Source organism: Streptomyces sp. AC602_WCS936 (assembly GCF_019049125.1).
Classification (GTDB): Bacteria; Actinomycetota; Actinomycetes; order Streptomycetales; family Streptomycetaceae; genus Streptomyces.
This window is the reverse complement of sequence record NZ_JAGMUF010000031.1, coordinates 89,808-105,218: the sequence shown is the minus strand read 5'-3', so window position 1 is coordinate 105,218 and position 15,411 is coordinate 89,808. Positions and strand designations below refer to the sequence as shown.

Sequence of the window (15,411 nt, the reverse complement as noted above, 5' to 3'; positions counted from 1 at the left end):
ACGGCACAATGACGTCGATACCAACACCGGGCAGACGCAACCGCTCCCGCCGAGCTCTGACCACGGCGGTGATCTCCGCGGTCCTGGCCACGGGGCTCGGCGTGGTGCCGATCGGTTCCGCGGAACCGGCCCCTGCCCAAGCTGTCGACCACAAGAGCCCGTCGGCCGCCCCCGACACGCAGACGGCCCAGCGCAAGGCAGCCTCCACCGGCAACAGCGTGGAAGTGCTGGACCTGCGCTCCGAGCGCAGCACGACGGTGGCCAACCCCGACGGCACGTTCACCCAGACGGAATCCGTCCAGCCGGTCCGTACCCGCAAGAACGGTGCCTGGCAGGCGATCGACACCACACTGGAGCGCCGCCCCGACGGGAGCTGGGCGCCCAAGGCCGCGGTCAGCACCATGTCGTTCTCCGGCGGCGGCGACCAGACGTTCGCCCGGATCGAGAAGGACGGCCGGGAACTGGCCCTGTCCTGGCCGGGCGACCTGCCCGAGCCGCATGTCGAGGGAGAGACCGCCACCTACGCGAACGTACTGCCCGGCGTGGACCTGCGCCTGCACGCGGACGCCGAAGGCTTCTCGCACATCCTGGTGGTCAAGGACGCCGAGGCAGCGGCCAACCCCGAACTGACGCGCCTCGAACTGCCGGTGCGCACCCGGAGCCTGGATCTGACGGAGACGCAGTCCGGGGCGGTTGAAGCACGAGACGCCTCGGGCTCCGGGGTGGTCTTCGAGGCACCGAAGCCGCTGATGTGGGACTCGAGCCGCCCCGCAGGCGAGACCGACACGGCCGGGCTCAGGGCACAAAGCCTGACCGCCGACGACTCGCCCAGTGCGGACACCACTCCACCGGACGGCGCGCAGGTGGCCGACGTGGCCGTGGACGTGTCCGGCGGCGTGCTGGCCCTGGAGCCGGACACCGACCTGCTGACCGGCAGCGAGACCACCTACCCGGTGTACATCGACCCGGTCGTCAAGACGGCGAATCGTTCCGCCTGGACCATGGTGTCCTCGTACCACTCCTCCAGCGAGTTCTGGAAGTTCGGCGACGACGAGGGTGTGGGCCGCTGCCCGGCCAACGTGTCGTTCCGGTGCTCCTCGAGCAACGACGTCAAGCGGCAGTTCTTCGCACTGCCCACCGGCGCCTTCGAGGACAAGGACATCCTCGCGGCGGAATTCGCCGTGACGATGGTGCACACCTACAGCGACAGCGGCCGGACTGTACGGCTGGGCCGGGTCAACTCCAGCGGAGCGAGCGCCATCAACTCCGGCACCAACTGGGGCAACCAGCCTTCCTTGAAGGAGAACCTAGCCTCGCAGTCCCCGACCAACCCGGCCGGCTCCTGCACGAGCACGAACCAGAACGTGCGGTTCAACGTCAAGAGCACGCTGCAGAAGGCCTCAACCTACGGCTGGGACACCACGACGTTCCGGCTGGCCGCCGGAAACGAGAGCGACTACTCGTACTGGAAGCGGTTCTGCGGAAACGCCAACCTGGAGGTCACCTACAACCGGCCGCCCGCGCAGTCGCCCATGGGCGATCTGCGGATGGCGCCCGGAGGGAACTGCGAGTACGGGCGCGCCACGGACCACTACGTGTCCAGCACACCGCGGCTCACTGCCGTGATCAGGGATTACGACCACGGAGACACCGGCGGGAACTCGGAGCGGCTGAAGGCTCAGTTCTGGGTGTGGTGGACCGCAGGAGGCAAGACGTACAACCACTATGCGACCACCGCGGCCAAGAGCACGGTGGACAGCTCGTGGAGTGACCAGACGGGTGTGGCGACCTTCACCTACACCGTGGGATCGGACCTGTCCGGGGACGGTCAGGCGGGCTTCACCATTCCGCAGAACACGGTGATCGGCTGGACGGTCCGCGGTCACGACGGAACCTCGTACGGGCCCTGGGCCCTGAACGGCGACGCCACCCGCTGCGAATTCATCTACGACGCAACCGTCCCCAAAGCGCCGGCCGTCACCTCCGACCGCTATCCCGACGACGAACAGTGGCACGCGGGCGTCGGAGACTACGGCACCTTCACCTTCGACTCGTCGTCCACGGACGTGGCCTCCTACCGGTACCGGTTCAAGGGTGAGGGCTGGAAGTACGTGAACGCCGCCAAGCTCGGCGGCCCGGCAAGCACGACCTGGATGCCGCCGGACGAGGGTCCGATGTTCGTGGACGTCCTGGCGGTGGACGACGCGGGCAACGCGCAGAAGACGCCGACGACCTACTCGTTCAACGTCGGAGACGGACGCGCACCCACAGCCGGATGGACCCTGGGCGATGCCGCCGGTTCGTCCGAGGCGGTCGGCACCAGCGGCACGCCGGCCGCGGCCGCCGGAGACGGCGTGACCTTCGGCCGCACCGGACCTCTGGGCGGCGCGGACACCGCCGTGGCCCTGGACGGCTCGGACGGCGCCTACCTGGACGCGGGCGCGCCGGTCGTGGACACCAGCACGACGTTCTCGGTCAGCGCCTGGGTCAACCTCGCCGAGCAACCGGACCGTGACGTCACGGTCGTCAGCCAGGACGGCGTCGCCCAGCCGGGCTTCGACCTGGGCTACGACGCGGACACCCAGTCGTGGACCTTCTCCATCCCCGTCTCCGACATGCAGACCATGGGCAGCTGGACGGTGTCCGGCGCCAAGGCCGTACCCGGCACCTGGACCCATCTCATCGGTGTCTACGACGACGTCACGGGCAACATGAGCCTGTTCGTCAACGGCGACCTGATCGAGAAGGCCGGCAAGGCACGCCACACCGTCTGGAGCGCGGACGGAGCCCTCCAGATCGGCCGGAAGATCGCCCTGGACGGGTACACCAACCACCTTCAGGGCGGCATCGCGGACGTCAAGCTCTACAACCGCGTGATCACCGAGGCCGAAGGACTCAGCCTCGGCGGAGTCCCCGTCCGCCAGCTGGCGTACTGGCAGGTCGACAGCGCGACGGCCGGTGTCTCCCCGGACGCACACGGCGGCACCGGACTGACGCTGGGCGGCCAGGCCGCTATCTACCTGCCCGACGACTCCTGCGACCCCGCCCTCGACCCGGAGTGCACCCTCCCGGCCGAGCCCCTGTGGGGCGACGGACACCTCCAGCTCAACGGCACAGACGCGTATGCGACCCGCGCCGCCGGCCTGCTCGCACAACAGGACGGCTTCACACTCACGGGCCGGGCACGGCTCGCCGCCGCCCTACCGACCCGCGACCAGACGGTGCTTTCCCTGTCCGGCACCGGCAACAGCGCCGTCACGGTCAAGTACCTGGCATCGGAACAGCGCTGGGCCATGGTCACCACGGACGCGGCGGGAACCTCCGCCACGTCCACGACGACCATCGCCACCGGCGCCCTGCCCAGCAGCGAAGGCAAGGGTGACCACCTGGCCCTGGTCTACTCGGCGGTGTTCGGCGACGTCCGGCTCTACGTCAACGGCACCCTCGCCGCCACAACGGCCTGGGACAACACCTGGGACTTCACCACCACGTCCCTGCAGGTCGGACGCTCCCTGGACGGCACCTCGGCCGGCGCCTACTTCGCCGGCGCCCTCGACGAGCTACGCGTCTTCGCCGGCGACCTGGACACCAGCGCCGTCGCGCAGGTGAGCCGCCTGCCCGCCGGCTCGAGCATCGGGGAGCCGGACGTGGCGACCTGACCTCCCTTGGTGGGGCGTCCGGCCACCGCCGGGCGCCCCACCCTGCCGATCCCCACGTCCGCGGCGTGCCCGCGCCCCCCTGCTCACCTGGAGCTGTCATGCGCCCAACATCCTGGAGACTCAGCGCCGCCAGACGCGTCGCCGCCACCCTGGGCCTGGCCCTCACCGTGACACTGCTGCCCCAGTTCAGCCCGCTGCCCGCGGACGCCAAGGCCGCAGGACTGGACCGGCTGCCCACGCAGACGGACCTCGATCACCCGGTGGACGGGAAGAACCTCAAGCCCGAGCGGTACAAGAAGGCGGACCCGGCCCGTAAAGCAGCCGTCACCGAGGCGGACGAGCACGCGTGGCCGGCCGCGGGCCGAGCGAAGGTCGCGGTGGGCGCCGAGGCGAAGCGGGCCGGGAAACTCCCGATCCGCGTCGCGGAGGCAGGCGCATCAAGCCCGACGGCCGTCGAAGTGGCTGTCGAAGACCGCAAGAAGGCCGAGCGAGCCGGGGTCGAGGGAACCCTGATGACCGTGGCCCGCGCGGACGGGCAGCGCAAAGCGGGCACCGTGAAGGTGTCCGTGGACTACGCGCCGTTCGCCGCCGCCTATGGCGGCGACTACGCGTCCCGCCTCCGCCTGGTGCAGTACCCGGCATGCGTCCTGACCACCCCGGAAAAGACCGCCTGCACCAAGCCGGTCCCGCTGGAATCGGTCAACGACACCCAAACCCACACCCTCACCGCCACCCCCCAGGTCAAGGCCGACACCGCAGGCGCCGACACCAGCGCACCGCTCACCGTCCTCGCGGCGACCGCAGGAGACTCCGGCGCGCAAGGCAGCTATACCGCGACCTCCCTGGCCCCGTCCTCGAAGTGGAGCGTGTCCAACTCCTCAGGCGCCTTCACCTGGTCCTACCCCATCACCACGCCGCCCGTCCCGGGCGGACTCGTTCCCCAGGTGGGGCTCAGCTACAACTCCCAGAGCATCGACGGTCAGACGTCCACGACCAACAACCAGGGCTCCTGGATCGGGCAGGGATTCTCCTACGAGCCGGGCTTCATCGAACGCCGCTACAAGGCCTGCGCCGACGACGGCCACGACGACACCAACGGCGACCAGTGCTGGGGCACCGACAACGCCACCATCTCCATCGCCGGCGGCGCCTCCGGTGAACTGATCAAGGACGACAAGACCGGCCAGTGGCGCATCAGCTCCGACGACTTCTCGAAGATCGAGAAGCTGACGGGCGCGAGCAACGGTGACGCCGACGGCGAGTACTGGAAGGTCACCGACACCGACGGCACCCAGTTCTTCTTCGGCCTCAACCACCTGGCCGGCTGGGCCGACGGTGACGAATCCACCAACTCGGCCTGGACCGTCCCCGTCTACGGCGACGACTCCGGCGAACCCTGCTACAAGGCCACCCTCGCCGACGCCTACTGCAACCAAGCCTGGCGCTGGAACCTGGACGCCGTCATCGACCGGCACGGCAATCAGATCTCGTACTTCTACGGCACCGAGACCAACTACTACACACAGGGCCTGGAAACTACAGAAAACGGCAAGCCCTACATCCGCGGCGGCTACCTCAAGCGCATCGACTACGGCCAGCGCGCCGGCACCGTCTACGACAGCAAGCCCGCAGCACGGATCAACTTCACCACCTCCGAGCGCTGCATCGGCGACCTCACCGACTGCCAGCCCGGCGACCTCACCGACGCCACCGCCGCGGACTGGCCCGACGTGCCCTGGGACCGCAACTGCAAGGCGAACAGCAAGTGCCCCGGCCAGAACTCACCGACTTTCTGGACCCGCAAGCAACTCGACAAGATCACCACTCAGATCCGCACCGGTGACACCACCTACCAGGACGTCGACTCCTGGACCCTGGGCCACCTGTTCACCGACAACGGGGACGGCTCCAAGTCCCTGTGGCTCAGCCAGATCGACCACAAGGGCCTGACCGGCACAGACATCTCCGTGCCGTCCGTGAAACTCCACGGCCTGCAACTCGCCAACCGCGTCGACAAGCCGGACGACAACATCCAGCCCTTCGTCCGCTTCCGGCTGACCGCCGTGGAAACCGAGTCCGGCGGCGTCCTGTCCGTCGACTACGCCACCCCCCAGTGCAGCCCGACGAACCTGCCCACGCCCGGCTCGTCGAAGGTGCGCTGCTACCCGGTCAAGTGGAGCCCACCGGGTGAAGAGGACCCGATCACGGACTGGTTCCACAAGTACGTCGTCTCGTCCGTGACCGAGCAGGACCTCATCGGCGGCAACCCCGACCAGATCACCTCGTACACCTACCTGGGTGACGCCGGCTGGCGCAAAGCGAAGCCCGACGGCCTCGCCGACCCCGACGACCTGACCTGGAGCGACTGGCGCGGCTACCAGCGCGTCCGCGTCCAGACCTCCGACGGCACCAACAACCCCTCCAACACCCGCACCGAGCACATCTACTTCCAGGGCCTGGACGGCGACGCCACCGCCAGCGGCGGAACACGCACCTCCACCGTCACCGACTCCCAGGGCAAGACCCACAGCGACGACGACTGGAAATCCGGCTTCGAACTCGAAACGCTCACCTACAACGGTGACACCGTGACCGAGAAGTCGATCAGCACGGTGTGGAACAAGGTCACCGCAACCAACACCGAGAGCTGGGGAACCCGGACCGCCCGCTACGTCCGCAGCCTGCGCACCGACTCCTACGAAGCCCTCGCCGCCGGCGGCTGGCGCCAGTCAGCCTCCCAGAACACCTACGACTCCACGGGCCGCCTCGTGAAAACCGCCGACTACGGCGAAACCGGCGTGGCCGACAACAAGTGCACCACCACCCAGTACGCGGACAACCCGGACCGGCACATCTACAGCCTCATCGCCCGGGTCGAGACACTCGCCGTCGACTGCCCCGCCACCCCTGACCGCTCCAAGGACGTCGTCTCGGACGACATCACCCTCTACGACGGCACGACCACCGTCGGCGCCGCCCCGACCAAGGGCGACCCGACCACCGTCAAGCGCCTCGCCTCCCACAACGGCACCACCGCCACCTACCAGACCGTCAGCCGCGCCACCTACGACGCCTACGGCCGCCCCCTGACCGTGACGGACGCCGACGGCAAGACGACGACCAGCGAATACACCGACACCTACGGGCTGGCCACCAAGAAGGAAGACACCAACCCCCTCGGCTGGACGACCACCACCGAGTACGCGCCCCAATGGGGACAGCCGGCCGCGCAGACCGACATGAACGGCAAGCGCACCGACCTCGCCTACGACGCCCTGGGCCGCCTGACCTCCGTCTGGATGCCCGACCGCCCGAAGGCCGCCGACTTCAGCCCGTCCATCAAGTACACCTACGCAGTCCGCAAGGACGGGCCGTCCTACGTCCGCACCGAAAAGATCGAGAAGAGCGGCACCACCTACGGCAGCGAGTACCAGCTCTACGACGGACTCCTGCGGCCCCGCCAGATCCAGACCGAGGGCCCCGACGGCGGACGCCTCATCGCCGACACCTACTACGACGGCTCCGGCCGTCTCGTGAAGACCAACGACACCTACTACACGACCGGCGACCCGGCCACCAGCCTGTTCCAGCCCGACAACTCCGACGTCGACGCCCAGACGGTGACCGAGTACGACGGTGCCGGCCGCACCACCGCCACCATCTTCAAGGTCGGCAACATCGAGGAGAACCGCACCACCTACACCTACGGCGGCGACCGCGTCCACGTCGACCCACCCAACGGGCAGACGCCGACCACCACCATCACCGACGTCCGCGACCGCACGGTCGAACTGCGCCACTACAAGAGCGATGCCCCGCGGCCGACCGGCACCGCCGAGGACTACATCTCCACCAAGTACACCTACACACCATCCGGCCAGCTCAAGAAGGTCACCGACCAGGCCGGCAACAGCTGGAGCTACGAATACGACCAGCGCGGCCGCCAGATCGCCAGCACCGACCCCGACGCCGACCGCTCCACGGTCGCCTACGACGACCTCGACCGCCAGACAGCCGTCACCGACTCCCGCGGCTACACGACCACCACCACCTACGACGCCATCGGCCGCCCGACCGGCACCTGGCAGGGACCCGCGGACACCGGCACCCGCCTCACCCTGACCAAGTACGACACCATCGCCAAGGGCAAGCTCTACGGCCAGTACACCTACCGCAACGGCGCCGTCTACAGCTCCGTGCTGTACCCCTCGCTCGACCCGATGTACCAGCCCGAAGTCACCCGGTACACCATCTCCAAGACAGCCGAACCCGAACTCGGCGGCACCTACGAGTTCAACACCGGCTACAACCAGGACGGCACCATCCTCGCCCAGAGCTACCCCGCCGCCGGCGGACTCCCCGGCGAAAGCGTCTCCTTCCAATACGACGACCTCCAGCGCCCCGTCGGCATGGGCACCTCCCTGGACGGCTCCACCACCTACGTCGCCGACGCGGTCTACTCACCCACCAGCCACCTGGAAGGCGTCGAACTCTGGAGCGGCCGCTCCACCGACCGCAAAACCTGGCTCGACTTCCGCTACGAACGCGGCACCGAACGCCTCCTCCGCCAGAGCGTCCGCGTCGAGAACGCCGCCTCGCCCGCTCTGGACACCACCTACGGATACGACGACGCCGGCAACGTCCGCTCCATCGCCGACCGACCGGCCGGCGGCCCCAACGACGCCCAGTGCCTCACCTACGACGCACTCGGACGCATGACCGAGGCCTGGACCTCCGCCAGCACCCCCAACGGAGCATCCGGCACCGGCACCCGCGACGCGGCCTGCACCGCCACACCCACCGCCTCCAACGTCGGCGGCGTCTCCCCCTACTGGAACACCTACACCTACGACGTCACCGGCAACCGCACCGGCATCACCCGCCATGGCATCGCCGGCAAACCCACCTCCACCGCCGCCTACACCTACGGCGAGGGCGACGCCGGCCCCCACCAGCTCACCAAGACGGTCACCCAGACCGAAGCCACCAGCACCACCCCCGCCGTTACCGCACAAGACACCTACACCTACGACAAGACCGGCAACACCACCAGCCGGGTCATCGGCGGAGACACACAAACCCTCACCTGGGACAAACAGAACGACCTCACTCAGGTCGAAGAAGCCGACGGCACCACCACCAAGTTCATCTACGCCGCGGGCGGCGCACGCCTGCTCCGCGACACCACCCAGGACAAGACCCTCTACCTGCCGGGCATGGAACTCCGCCTGGACAAGGCCAGCAAGACCATCCAGGCCACGCGCTACTACTCCTTCGGCGGTCAGACGATCGCCCAGCGCACCACCGACGGCGTCACCTACCTGGCCGGCGACCACCAGGGAACCGCCCAGCTCGCCATCGCCTCCACCGACGGCACCACCCAGCGCCGACGCATGGACTCATTCGGCGTCGCCCGCGACCAGACCGCGGCCAACCCCTCCTCCTGGGTCAACGACAAGGGCTTCGTCGGCGGCACCAACGACCAGACCACCGGACTCGTCCACCTCGGCGCACGCGAGTACGACCCGTCCAGCGGACGGTTCATCTCCCTCGACCCGGTGATGAACCTCACCAACCCCCAGCAGATCAACGGCTACAACTACGGCAACAACAACCCCGCCACACATGCCGACCCCACAGGCCTGTGCCCCTTCATCGACTGCAACACACGGCCGTGCCCCCAGTGCGAGAACACAACTCCGGGGCAGGAGATGGGACCGCCCAAGCTGTCGCAGAACGCGGCCGCCGCCGGCTGGACCCTCAGCAAAGCCCTCGGGTACGACTCCGCCCCCGCGATCAAGAAGCGCCAGCAGCAAGCAGCGAAGGACCAGGCCAGCGCGGCCAAACGCCGAGCAATAGCCGTCGCCAAGGAAATATCCCAGATCATCGCCGACGAACTCGGCATCACCGACGCACTCGACTGCTTCACCACCGGCTCGCTCGGCGCCTGCGCCGCCACCGCGGTCAACGTCGTCACCAGCCTCGTAGGCGGCGTCGTCGGAAAACTGGCGCTCAAATACGGCTTTCCCTGGAATTGGGCCAAGGGTGTCGAGCTCGGAAAGAAGCTGTGGGCCCTGGGTAGCAAACTCATCGACGCTGTCGGTGAGTGGTGGCAGAGTAGCCGACTCGCTCAGAAAGCCTGCAAGGTCGGCAACAGCTTCACACCCGGCACCCTCGTCTTGATGGCTGACGGTACAACCAAGGAAATCAAGGACGTCGACGTCGGAGACGAGGTTGTCGCAACTGACCCGGAAACAGGAAAGACCACTGTTCAAACAGTAACCGCCAAGATCAAGGGAGAGGGCGTCAAGCACCTGGTCCGTGTCACCATCGACATCGACGGAGACAAGGGGACCAAGACCGCATCAGTCACCGCGACCGACGGTCACCCCTTCTGGGTCGAGGAACTCGGCAGGTGGATCGACGCCACCGACCTGCAGTCGGGCCAGTGGCTGAAGACCAGCGCCGGCACCTACGTCAAGGTCACCGCGCTCAAGCGCTGGACAGCGGAGTCGGAGACCGTACACAACCTGACCGTCAGTGACGTCCACACGTACTATGTGCTGGCGGGGGCCGTGCCCGTCCTTGTCCATAACTGTGGAGAGACTGGGGAACATGTATACCGCGGAATCGATTGGGGCCACTCGAAGTATGACGATGCCCTCGAAGGGCGAGCGGTGCCGCGAGGTGGAGATGCTGACGCTGCTTCACACAATGGCGGCAACCTCGACAGTCCATTCACGTCGTGGACGGACGATTACGAAGGCGTGGCTTTGGACGCTGCGGAACTAGGGAATGGCCCCGGGATCGTCATGCGTCACCGTCGAGCGGATATACAGGATCGCCTAATCAAGGGTCCGCAAGATATTTACGGCGAGAGTGAGCTTTTGGTGGAAGGGGTCATCGACGGTGCTGAGATCAGCATCAACCGAGGTCCATGGCATCTACCGGGGGCAGGCTGATGGATGCAGGTTTCATCGCCGCTGAGGCGCGTCGCCTGGGAATGTGCCAGTTCGCCTCTTCGGTTGACGAGTACGGTGCGACCGTTCTTCACGAGAGCGCGGTCGCCAGGGAGTCACTGATTCGAATCTTCGAGCATCGCCTCAGAAGGGCGAAGGTTCGTGATGACGGAGCTGCCGTGCGGCTGGTAGATGAATTATTGTCTGCGTTCCGCAGTGCAGAGTCGAGCGAGATCAAGCTAATACACCTACAGGCCGGGAAAATGGAAGTGATGCTTTATGGCGAGGAGTGCTGTGAAAGAATTCTTGCCATTGTGATCCTTTCTGAGGGCGATGCATGACATAGCGGCGGGATCCTCCAGGAAGTTTTGGAGGATCCCACCGGAGTTGTGACGGCAACGTCAGCGGACGATGCTCGCCGATGGCGACGGCTCTTCGGGGGCGTCGCCCTCGTGCAGCACGTCCCCGAGGGTGTCGATGGCTTGGCGTGGGAGGCTGAGTCGGACGTGGACGTAGACGCCGGCGGTGACGCCGATGTGGGCGTGGCCGAGGAGTTCCTTGGAAGGCGGAGGACCGGATGAACCCTTGTGTCGACCTGCTCGCCGAAGGCGAAGGAGCGAGCGCGGCCGTTGACCTCGGGCCCGTCGATGTGGCGCGGATCGCCGCGATCCCGAGGGCATCGACGAGAAGATCGGGCCTGGTCCAGGCGGGCGGCGAGGTGTAGGGGCCTGCGGGGCCGTCGAGGCGGATCACGGCGGGAAAGTGGACCAGTCCGTGCTGCTGGTACTCGGCGACCTTGGCGTACGAGAAGCGGGCGACCTTGTGGAGCAAGCGTTGAGGGAGTCTGCCGACTGCGGCGGGGTCCCTGTCGTCAGTCCGGCGGTCAGGTGCGGCCGGCGGTGGCGTTGTCCTCCCAGCCGTCGACCCGCTGGAAGTAGCCGTTCATGGAGCGGGAGTGCCGGGCCCATCCGCCCTGGTCGGCGATGGCCACGGCGTCCTTGCCCCTGCGGCGGGCGGTTTGGCGAGGCCGATGCGGAGGGAGTGGCCGGTCCAGGCGAGCGGGACCCCCGGCGCGGGCGCTGATGCGCTTCACGGCCCGGGTGACGGAGTCGGAGACCATGCCGCCGGTGACGTTGCCGTGCCGGTCGACGCCGACGAACGCGGGGGCGGTCGGCACCGACCAGCGCGGCGGGGCGTCGGCTGCGAGGCGGATCCGGTACGCCTTCCACGCCTCCACCGGGCAGACTGCCGGCTCCTGTTAGTAGTTGATCTTCGCGTCGCGGACGCAGTGCTTGGTCTTGCCGGTGAGTACCGACACGACCAGGCCGCGCGGGGTGAGGGCCACGTCCCCGGCGAGGAGGCCGGCGGGGTCCTGGGTGCGCGAGGCGTAGTGGAAGCCGGTCAGGACGAGCGCCTTGTCACGGGCGCCGGCGAGGGTGCCGGGGCAGGCCCTCGCCACCCGGTACAGGTCGGGGACCTCGGCCGCGGCGGCCTGGCCCCGGCCGCGCCGCTCCCCCGCCGCCAGCAGTTCCACGGCTGCCGCCTCCAGCGTCGCCCGGGCCTGCCCCTGGTCGTCCCGGCTCACCTCCGCGCCTCGGCGGCGCAGCTCCACGACCGCGCCGACGAGGATCGTGCTCGCCGGCGACGCGGCGTAGCCCTTCCCGTCCACACAGCCCCGGTCAAGCAGCCACACGACGAACGCCACCAACGCGCTGCATGTGGCATCCAGTTCGGGGTACTCCTGCGCCTCACAGAATCGCGTCCAGACCCTCCACGCCTTCGCGTACGTGTCCGTCATGTTGGCCGGTCGCAGTCGCCGTTGCACCTCGTCGGAGAAGTCCTGTGCGTCCGCGAGGCGTTGGGCGACCTTCACGCCGTGGCGCTCCGCTCACTGGACGACGATGGGAAATAGAGGACCTCGATCTCGGCGACGAGGTTCTGGCCGCTGCCCCCGAGTCCAGCGAACGGGGCACTCGTGAAGTGACGCGCCTGATCGTCACCGAGAGCGGTGTCGAGAAGCTGACGGCAACTCATGAATACCCCTTCTGGTCTCCGTCCGAGAAGCGCTGGGTGTAGGCCGGCCGGCTCACGGCGGGCATGACGTTGCTCGACGACGAGGGCCACACGATACTCGTCACCGAGAACCGGCCCTTCGAGCAGCATGATCGCACCTACAACCTCACTGTCGAGGACCTGCACACCTATTTCGCCCTGGCAGACGAAACACCGATTCTCGTTCACAACTCGACCTGTACGGTTCCGATCTCAAAGGGGTGATGGGATCACATCTGGAACCGCCACGTGAACACGAGCGACCCGAATTACCAGCACAAGAGCAAGTTCAATACAACAAGCAAGGCGAAGATCCAGAAGATGATCAACAGGGCTCTGGAGGGAGGCGACACCACGGCGCCTTCGCGTGGTGGTGCGTAATCACAAGCTGATCACCGCATTCCCGTCGGACTGACACACATCAACACCCATGCCCTAAAATACGGGCATGGGTGTTGATGTCATTCTCGTTCAGGTGCGGCAGCAGGGAACCAGCTCGAAAGGCAGAAAGATAAGGGTAGTCGATTCTGTTCCCGATGAATCGGACGTGTTCGCGGACCTGAGCGAGAGCGCCGGACTCCCGATGCTGCAGAGGGTCGACCCGTACGGCAGCCTCATTCTGACTGCACAGCAGATGGAACAATTCCTGCTCGAGATTCGAGAACTGCGGTCCGGGTGCGACCGCACGCCTCATTCATCGCAGCTGGAGCGGATCGACGCACTTGCCGTCCGGTGCGCCGGGGACTCATCTCTGGAGCTGCATCTCGAGGGGGACTGATCCCGGCTTCCCCATAGCCCGCACCTCCTCGTACGTGGGCGCCGCCCCGCCCGGCGCCCGCCCCGCGCGTACGTCGTCAGCCGCCTCCAGGGCGGCACCCAGCGCCCGCCGGTACAGCAGCGAGCCGAGGCTGACGCGGCTGGCGCCCAGGTCGGCGAGGTGGGGCAGGGCGGGCCCGGTGGGCGAGTGGAGGACGTTCAGCGGGACGTGGCCCAGGTGGGCGACGAGGTCGCCGATCGCGCCGGGGTCGGTGAGGCCGGGGACGAAGACCCCGTGGGCGCCGGCCTCCCGGTAGGCGTCCAGGCGTCGCACCGTCTCCGGGAAGGAGCCGTCGCCGCTCCAGTACGTGTCCGTACGGGCGTTGACGAACAGGCCGGGGGCCGCCGCCCGGACCGCGGCGATCTTCGCGGCGTGCCGGTCGGCGGGGCCGAGGGCGTCCTCCAGGTTGACGCCCACGACACCCACCGCCGCCAACTCCCGCGCGAAATGCCCCACTTCGTCGGGGTCGTCGCTGAAGCCGTCCTCCGCGTCGACGGAGAGCAGGAACGGCCCCGAGCCCAGGGTGAGGGCCAGCCGCAGTGTCTCGTCGCGGGTCGCCGACGCCCCGTCCGGCAGCCCGGCCGCCGCCGCCACGCCCAGACTGGTCGTGCCGATCGCCCGGAACCCGCGCGCGGCGAACGCGTACGCCGAGGCGTGGTCCCAGGCGCACGGCAGCAGCAGCGGCTCACCGGCGCGGTGCAGTTCGGCGAACACAGTCACGACAGGTCACCCACCGCATCGGCGTAGTACACGGACTCCTCGAGGTGCTCGGCCAGTCGGCGGAAGCTCCAGCCCTCGCCGGGCGAGTGGTCGAGCTGCTCCTCGGTGAGCGCGTCGAGGCGGTTGGCCCAGATCCGGGCGAGGCGGGTGAGGCGGCTGCGGGCCTCGTCGAGGTCCTCCCGCGTGAAGGGCGCGCGGTCCGCGTCCGTGGTGACCATGGAGGCGTGCCATTGGTCGGGCTGCGTCTCCTCCCCCGCCAGCCGCGCCTCCATCTCGGCGAGATGGTCGACCATGTGGTCGGCGACCCGGCGGATCGCCTTGTGCGGGGCGTAGACGCGCCCGTCGACGTGGGCGGGCCGCCCGTCCCAGCGGGTCCAGGTGGCGGCGAGGGCGAGGACGTGCTCGACCATGCCGGTGACGGTGCCGGCGGGGGTGACGGGCGTGACGGGTGCGGTGGGGACGGTGGTCGTGTCGTTCATGTCCCGCACGCTATGGGCCCGTTGCTTCGGCGCCGGCCGAAGTGTTCCCGCCCTTCGGCCGGGTACCTGGACGCTCACGTGACGTCACGACGGGACCCGACCACCCGAGAGGTGAGCATGAGAAGACGTGAGCGGCACGACGAATTCCCCGACCGTCGGTGGCGGGACAGGCTGTCGGTCATCGGCCTGGTCGCACTGGCCGCGAACCTGACCTTCCGACTGATCGTCGACGGGTTCGACGCCTGGCTGTACGCCCTGATCAGTGCCGCCCTGGTGAGTCTGTGGATCGTGCACCTGGTACGCCGCCGCCGTCGGCAGGACGCCCGGGACTCCGGCACCGCGCCGGACGACGTGCCCGCCATGGAACGACGCATCCTCAAGGGCGGGCCGCCTCCCGAGGACCCGAGGCAGCGGGAGGCCATGGCGGCACTGGTCGAATCCCGTCAGCGGCTACTGCGGCGCAACCGCTGGTGGGCGTTCCCGCTCATGATCTTGATCTTCTTCGGCGCCTCGGTCCTCTGGTTCGTCTCCGGCTCCGTCGCCGCCGGGAGCTGGACGCTCGCGCTGGCGGTGGCGTTCCTGGGCTGGCTGACCTGGTTCAACCTCCGTTTCGACCGCCGCCTGACGCAGATGCGGCATCGACTGCGGTAGCGGAACCGGAAGCTCGACGGGTCCGGCGCCGGGCGGGCCCGCGCCACGTCTCGGGTCATCCCGTCGTCACCTCA

Annotated in this window: 10 protein-coding genes and 1 pseudogene; 6 read left to right on the top strand and 5 right to left on the bottom strand. The window is 68.1% G+C overall.

The genetic code is table 11. The features are described from left to right. Nucleotides 1-8: 8 nt before the first annotated feature. The 3 genes from KUM03_RS12955 (at nt 9) to KUM03_RS12945 (ending at nt 10,959) form a co-directional block, all read left to right on the top strand. Nucleotides 9-3,659 (top strand): LamG domain-containing protein, encoded by a 3,651-nt coding sequence (locus tag KUM03_RS12955; protein ID WP_217247195.1) that lies wholly within the window; start codon nt 9-11, stop codon nt 3,657-3,659. 98 nt (nt 3,660-3,757) lie between these two features. Next, the gene (locus KUM03_RS12950; protein ID WP_217247194.1) at nt 3,758-10,621 is read left to right on the top strand and encodes a polymorphic toxin-type HINT domain-containing protein; all 6,864 of its coding nucleotides are present in this window, start codon (nt 3,758-3,760) and stop codon (nt 10,619-10,621) included. After that, on the top strand, nt 10,621-10,959 hold the full coding sequence (locus tag KUM03_RS12945; RefSeq protein ID WP_217247193.1) for a hypothetical protein: 339 nt from the start codon (nt 10,621-10,623) through the stop codon (nt 10,957-10,959). Before KUM03_RS12950 ends, KUM03_RS12945 begins: the two co-directional genes overlap by 1 nt. Here the strand turns inward: KUM03_RS12945 and KUM03_RS39015 are convergent. From KUM03_RS39015 to KUM03_RS38290, 3 genes are read right to left on the bottom strand one after another with little or no spacing between them, the layout of a single operon-like run. Next, the gene (locus KUM03_RS39015; RefSeq protein WP_308406313.1) at nt 10,853-11,449 is read right to left on the bottom strand and encodes a replication initiator; all 597 of its coding nucleotides are present in this window, start codon (nt 11,447-11,449) and stop codon (nt 10,853-10,855) included. The genes KUM03_RS12945 and KUM03_RS39015 overlap by 107 nt on opposite strands. A 52-nt stretch (nt 11,450-11,501) precedes the next feature. Next, the gene (locus KUM03_RS38295) at nt 11,502-11,855 is read right to left on the bottom strand and encodes a hypothetical protein (RefSeq protein WP_254399257.1); all 354 of its coding nucleotides are present in this window, start codon (nt 11,853-11,855) and stop codon (nt 11,502-11,504) included. A gap of 21 nt (nt 11,856-11,876) precedes the next feature. Next, nucleotides 11,877-12,491, bottom strand: a complete 615-nt coding sequence (locus KUM03_RS38290) for a hypothetical protein (protein ID WP_254399256.1) — start codon at nt 12,489-12,491, stop codon at nt 11,877-11,879. A gap of 20 nt (nt 12,492-12,511) precedes the next feature. Here KUM03_RS38290 and KUM03_RS39205 point away from each other — a divergent pair. Further along, nucleotides 12,512-12,871 (top strand): annotated as a pseudogene (locus tag KUM03_RS39205) (polymorphic toxin-type HINT domain-containing protein); the annotation flags it as partial. Between the two features lie 247 nt (nt 12,872-13,118). Continuing rightward, nucleotides 13,119-13,448: a hypothetical protein gene (locus KUM03_RS12925; protein ID WP_217247191.1), complete on the top strand. Its 330-nt coding sequence runs from the start codon at nt 13,119-13,121 to the stop codon at nt 13,446-13,448. On the opposite strand, the gene KUM03_RS12920 is transcribed toward KUM03_RS12925, so the two are convergent. Beyond that, nucleotides 13,416-14,207 (bottom strand): isocitrate lyase/phosphoenolpyruvate mutase family protein, encoded by a 792-nt coding sequence (locus KUM03_RS12920; RefSeq protein WP_217247190.1) that lies wholly within the window; start codon nt 14,205-14,207, stop codon nt 13,416-13,418. The genes KUM03_RS12925 and KUM03_RS12920 overlap by 33 nt on opposite strands. Then, on the bottom strand, nt 14,204-14,686 hold the full coding sequence (locus tag KUM03_RS12915) for a hypothetical protein (protein ID WP_217247189.1): 483 nt from the start codon (nt 14,684-14,686) through the stop codon (nt 14,204-14,206). Before KUM03_RS12915 ends, KUM03_RS12920 begins: the two co-directional genes overlap by 4 nt. A 117-nt stretch (nt 14,687-14,803) precedes the next feature. On the opposite strand from KUM03_RS12915, the gene KUM03_RS12910 reads away from it, so the two are divergent. Beyond that, nucleotides 14,804-15,337 carry a hypothetical protein gene (locus KUM03_RS12910; RefSeq protein WP_217247188.1) on the top strand — a complete coding sequence of 178 codons (534 nt, stop codon included), beginning with the start codon at nt 14,804-14,806 and terminating at the stop codon, nt 15,335-15,337. Nucleotides 15,338-15,411 lie beyond the last annotated feature (74 nt).

Bases quoted from the DNA above. Each gene is read 5' to 3' on its own strand.
- KUM03_RS12915 (WP_217247189.1), bottom strand. From the start codon at position 14,686: ATGAACGACACGACCACCGTCCCCACCGCACCCGTCACGCCCGTCACC.
- KUM03_RS12925 (WP_217247191.1), top strand. From the start codon at position 13,119: ATGGGTGTTGATGTCATTCTCGTTCAGGTGCGGCAGCAGGGAACCAGC.
- KUM03_RS12910 (WP_217247188.1), top strand. From the start codon at position 14,804: ATGAGAAGACGTGAGCGGCACGACGAATTCCCCGACCGTCGGTGGCGG.
- KUM03_RS12950 (WP_217247194.1), top strand. From the start codon at position 3,758: ATGCGCCCAACATCCTGGAGACTCAGCGCCGCCAGACGCGTCGCCGCC.
- KUM03_RS12955 (WP_217247195.1), top strand. From the start codon at position 9: ATGACGTCGATACCAACACCGGGCAGACGCAACCGCTCCCGCCGAGCT.
- KUM03_RS12945 (WP_217247193.1), top strand. From the start codon at position 10,621: ATGGATGCAGGTTTCATCGCCGCTGAGGCGCGTCGCCTGGGAATGTGC.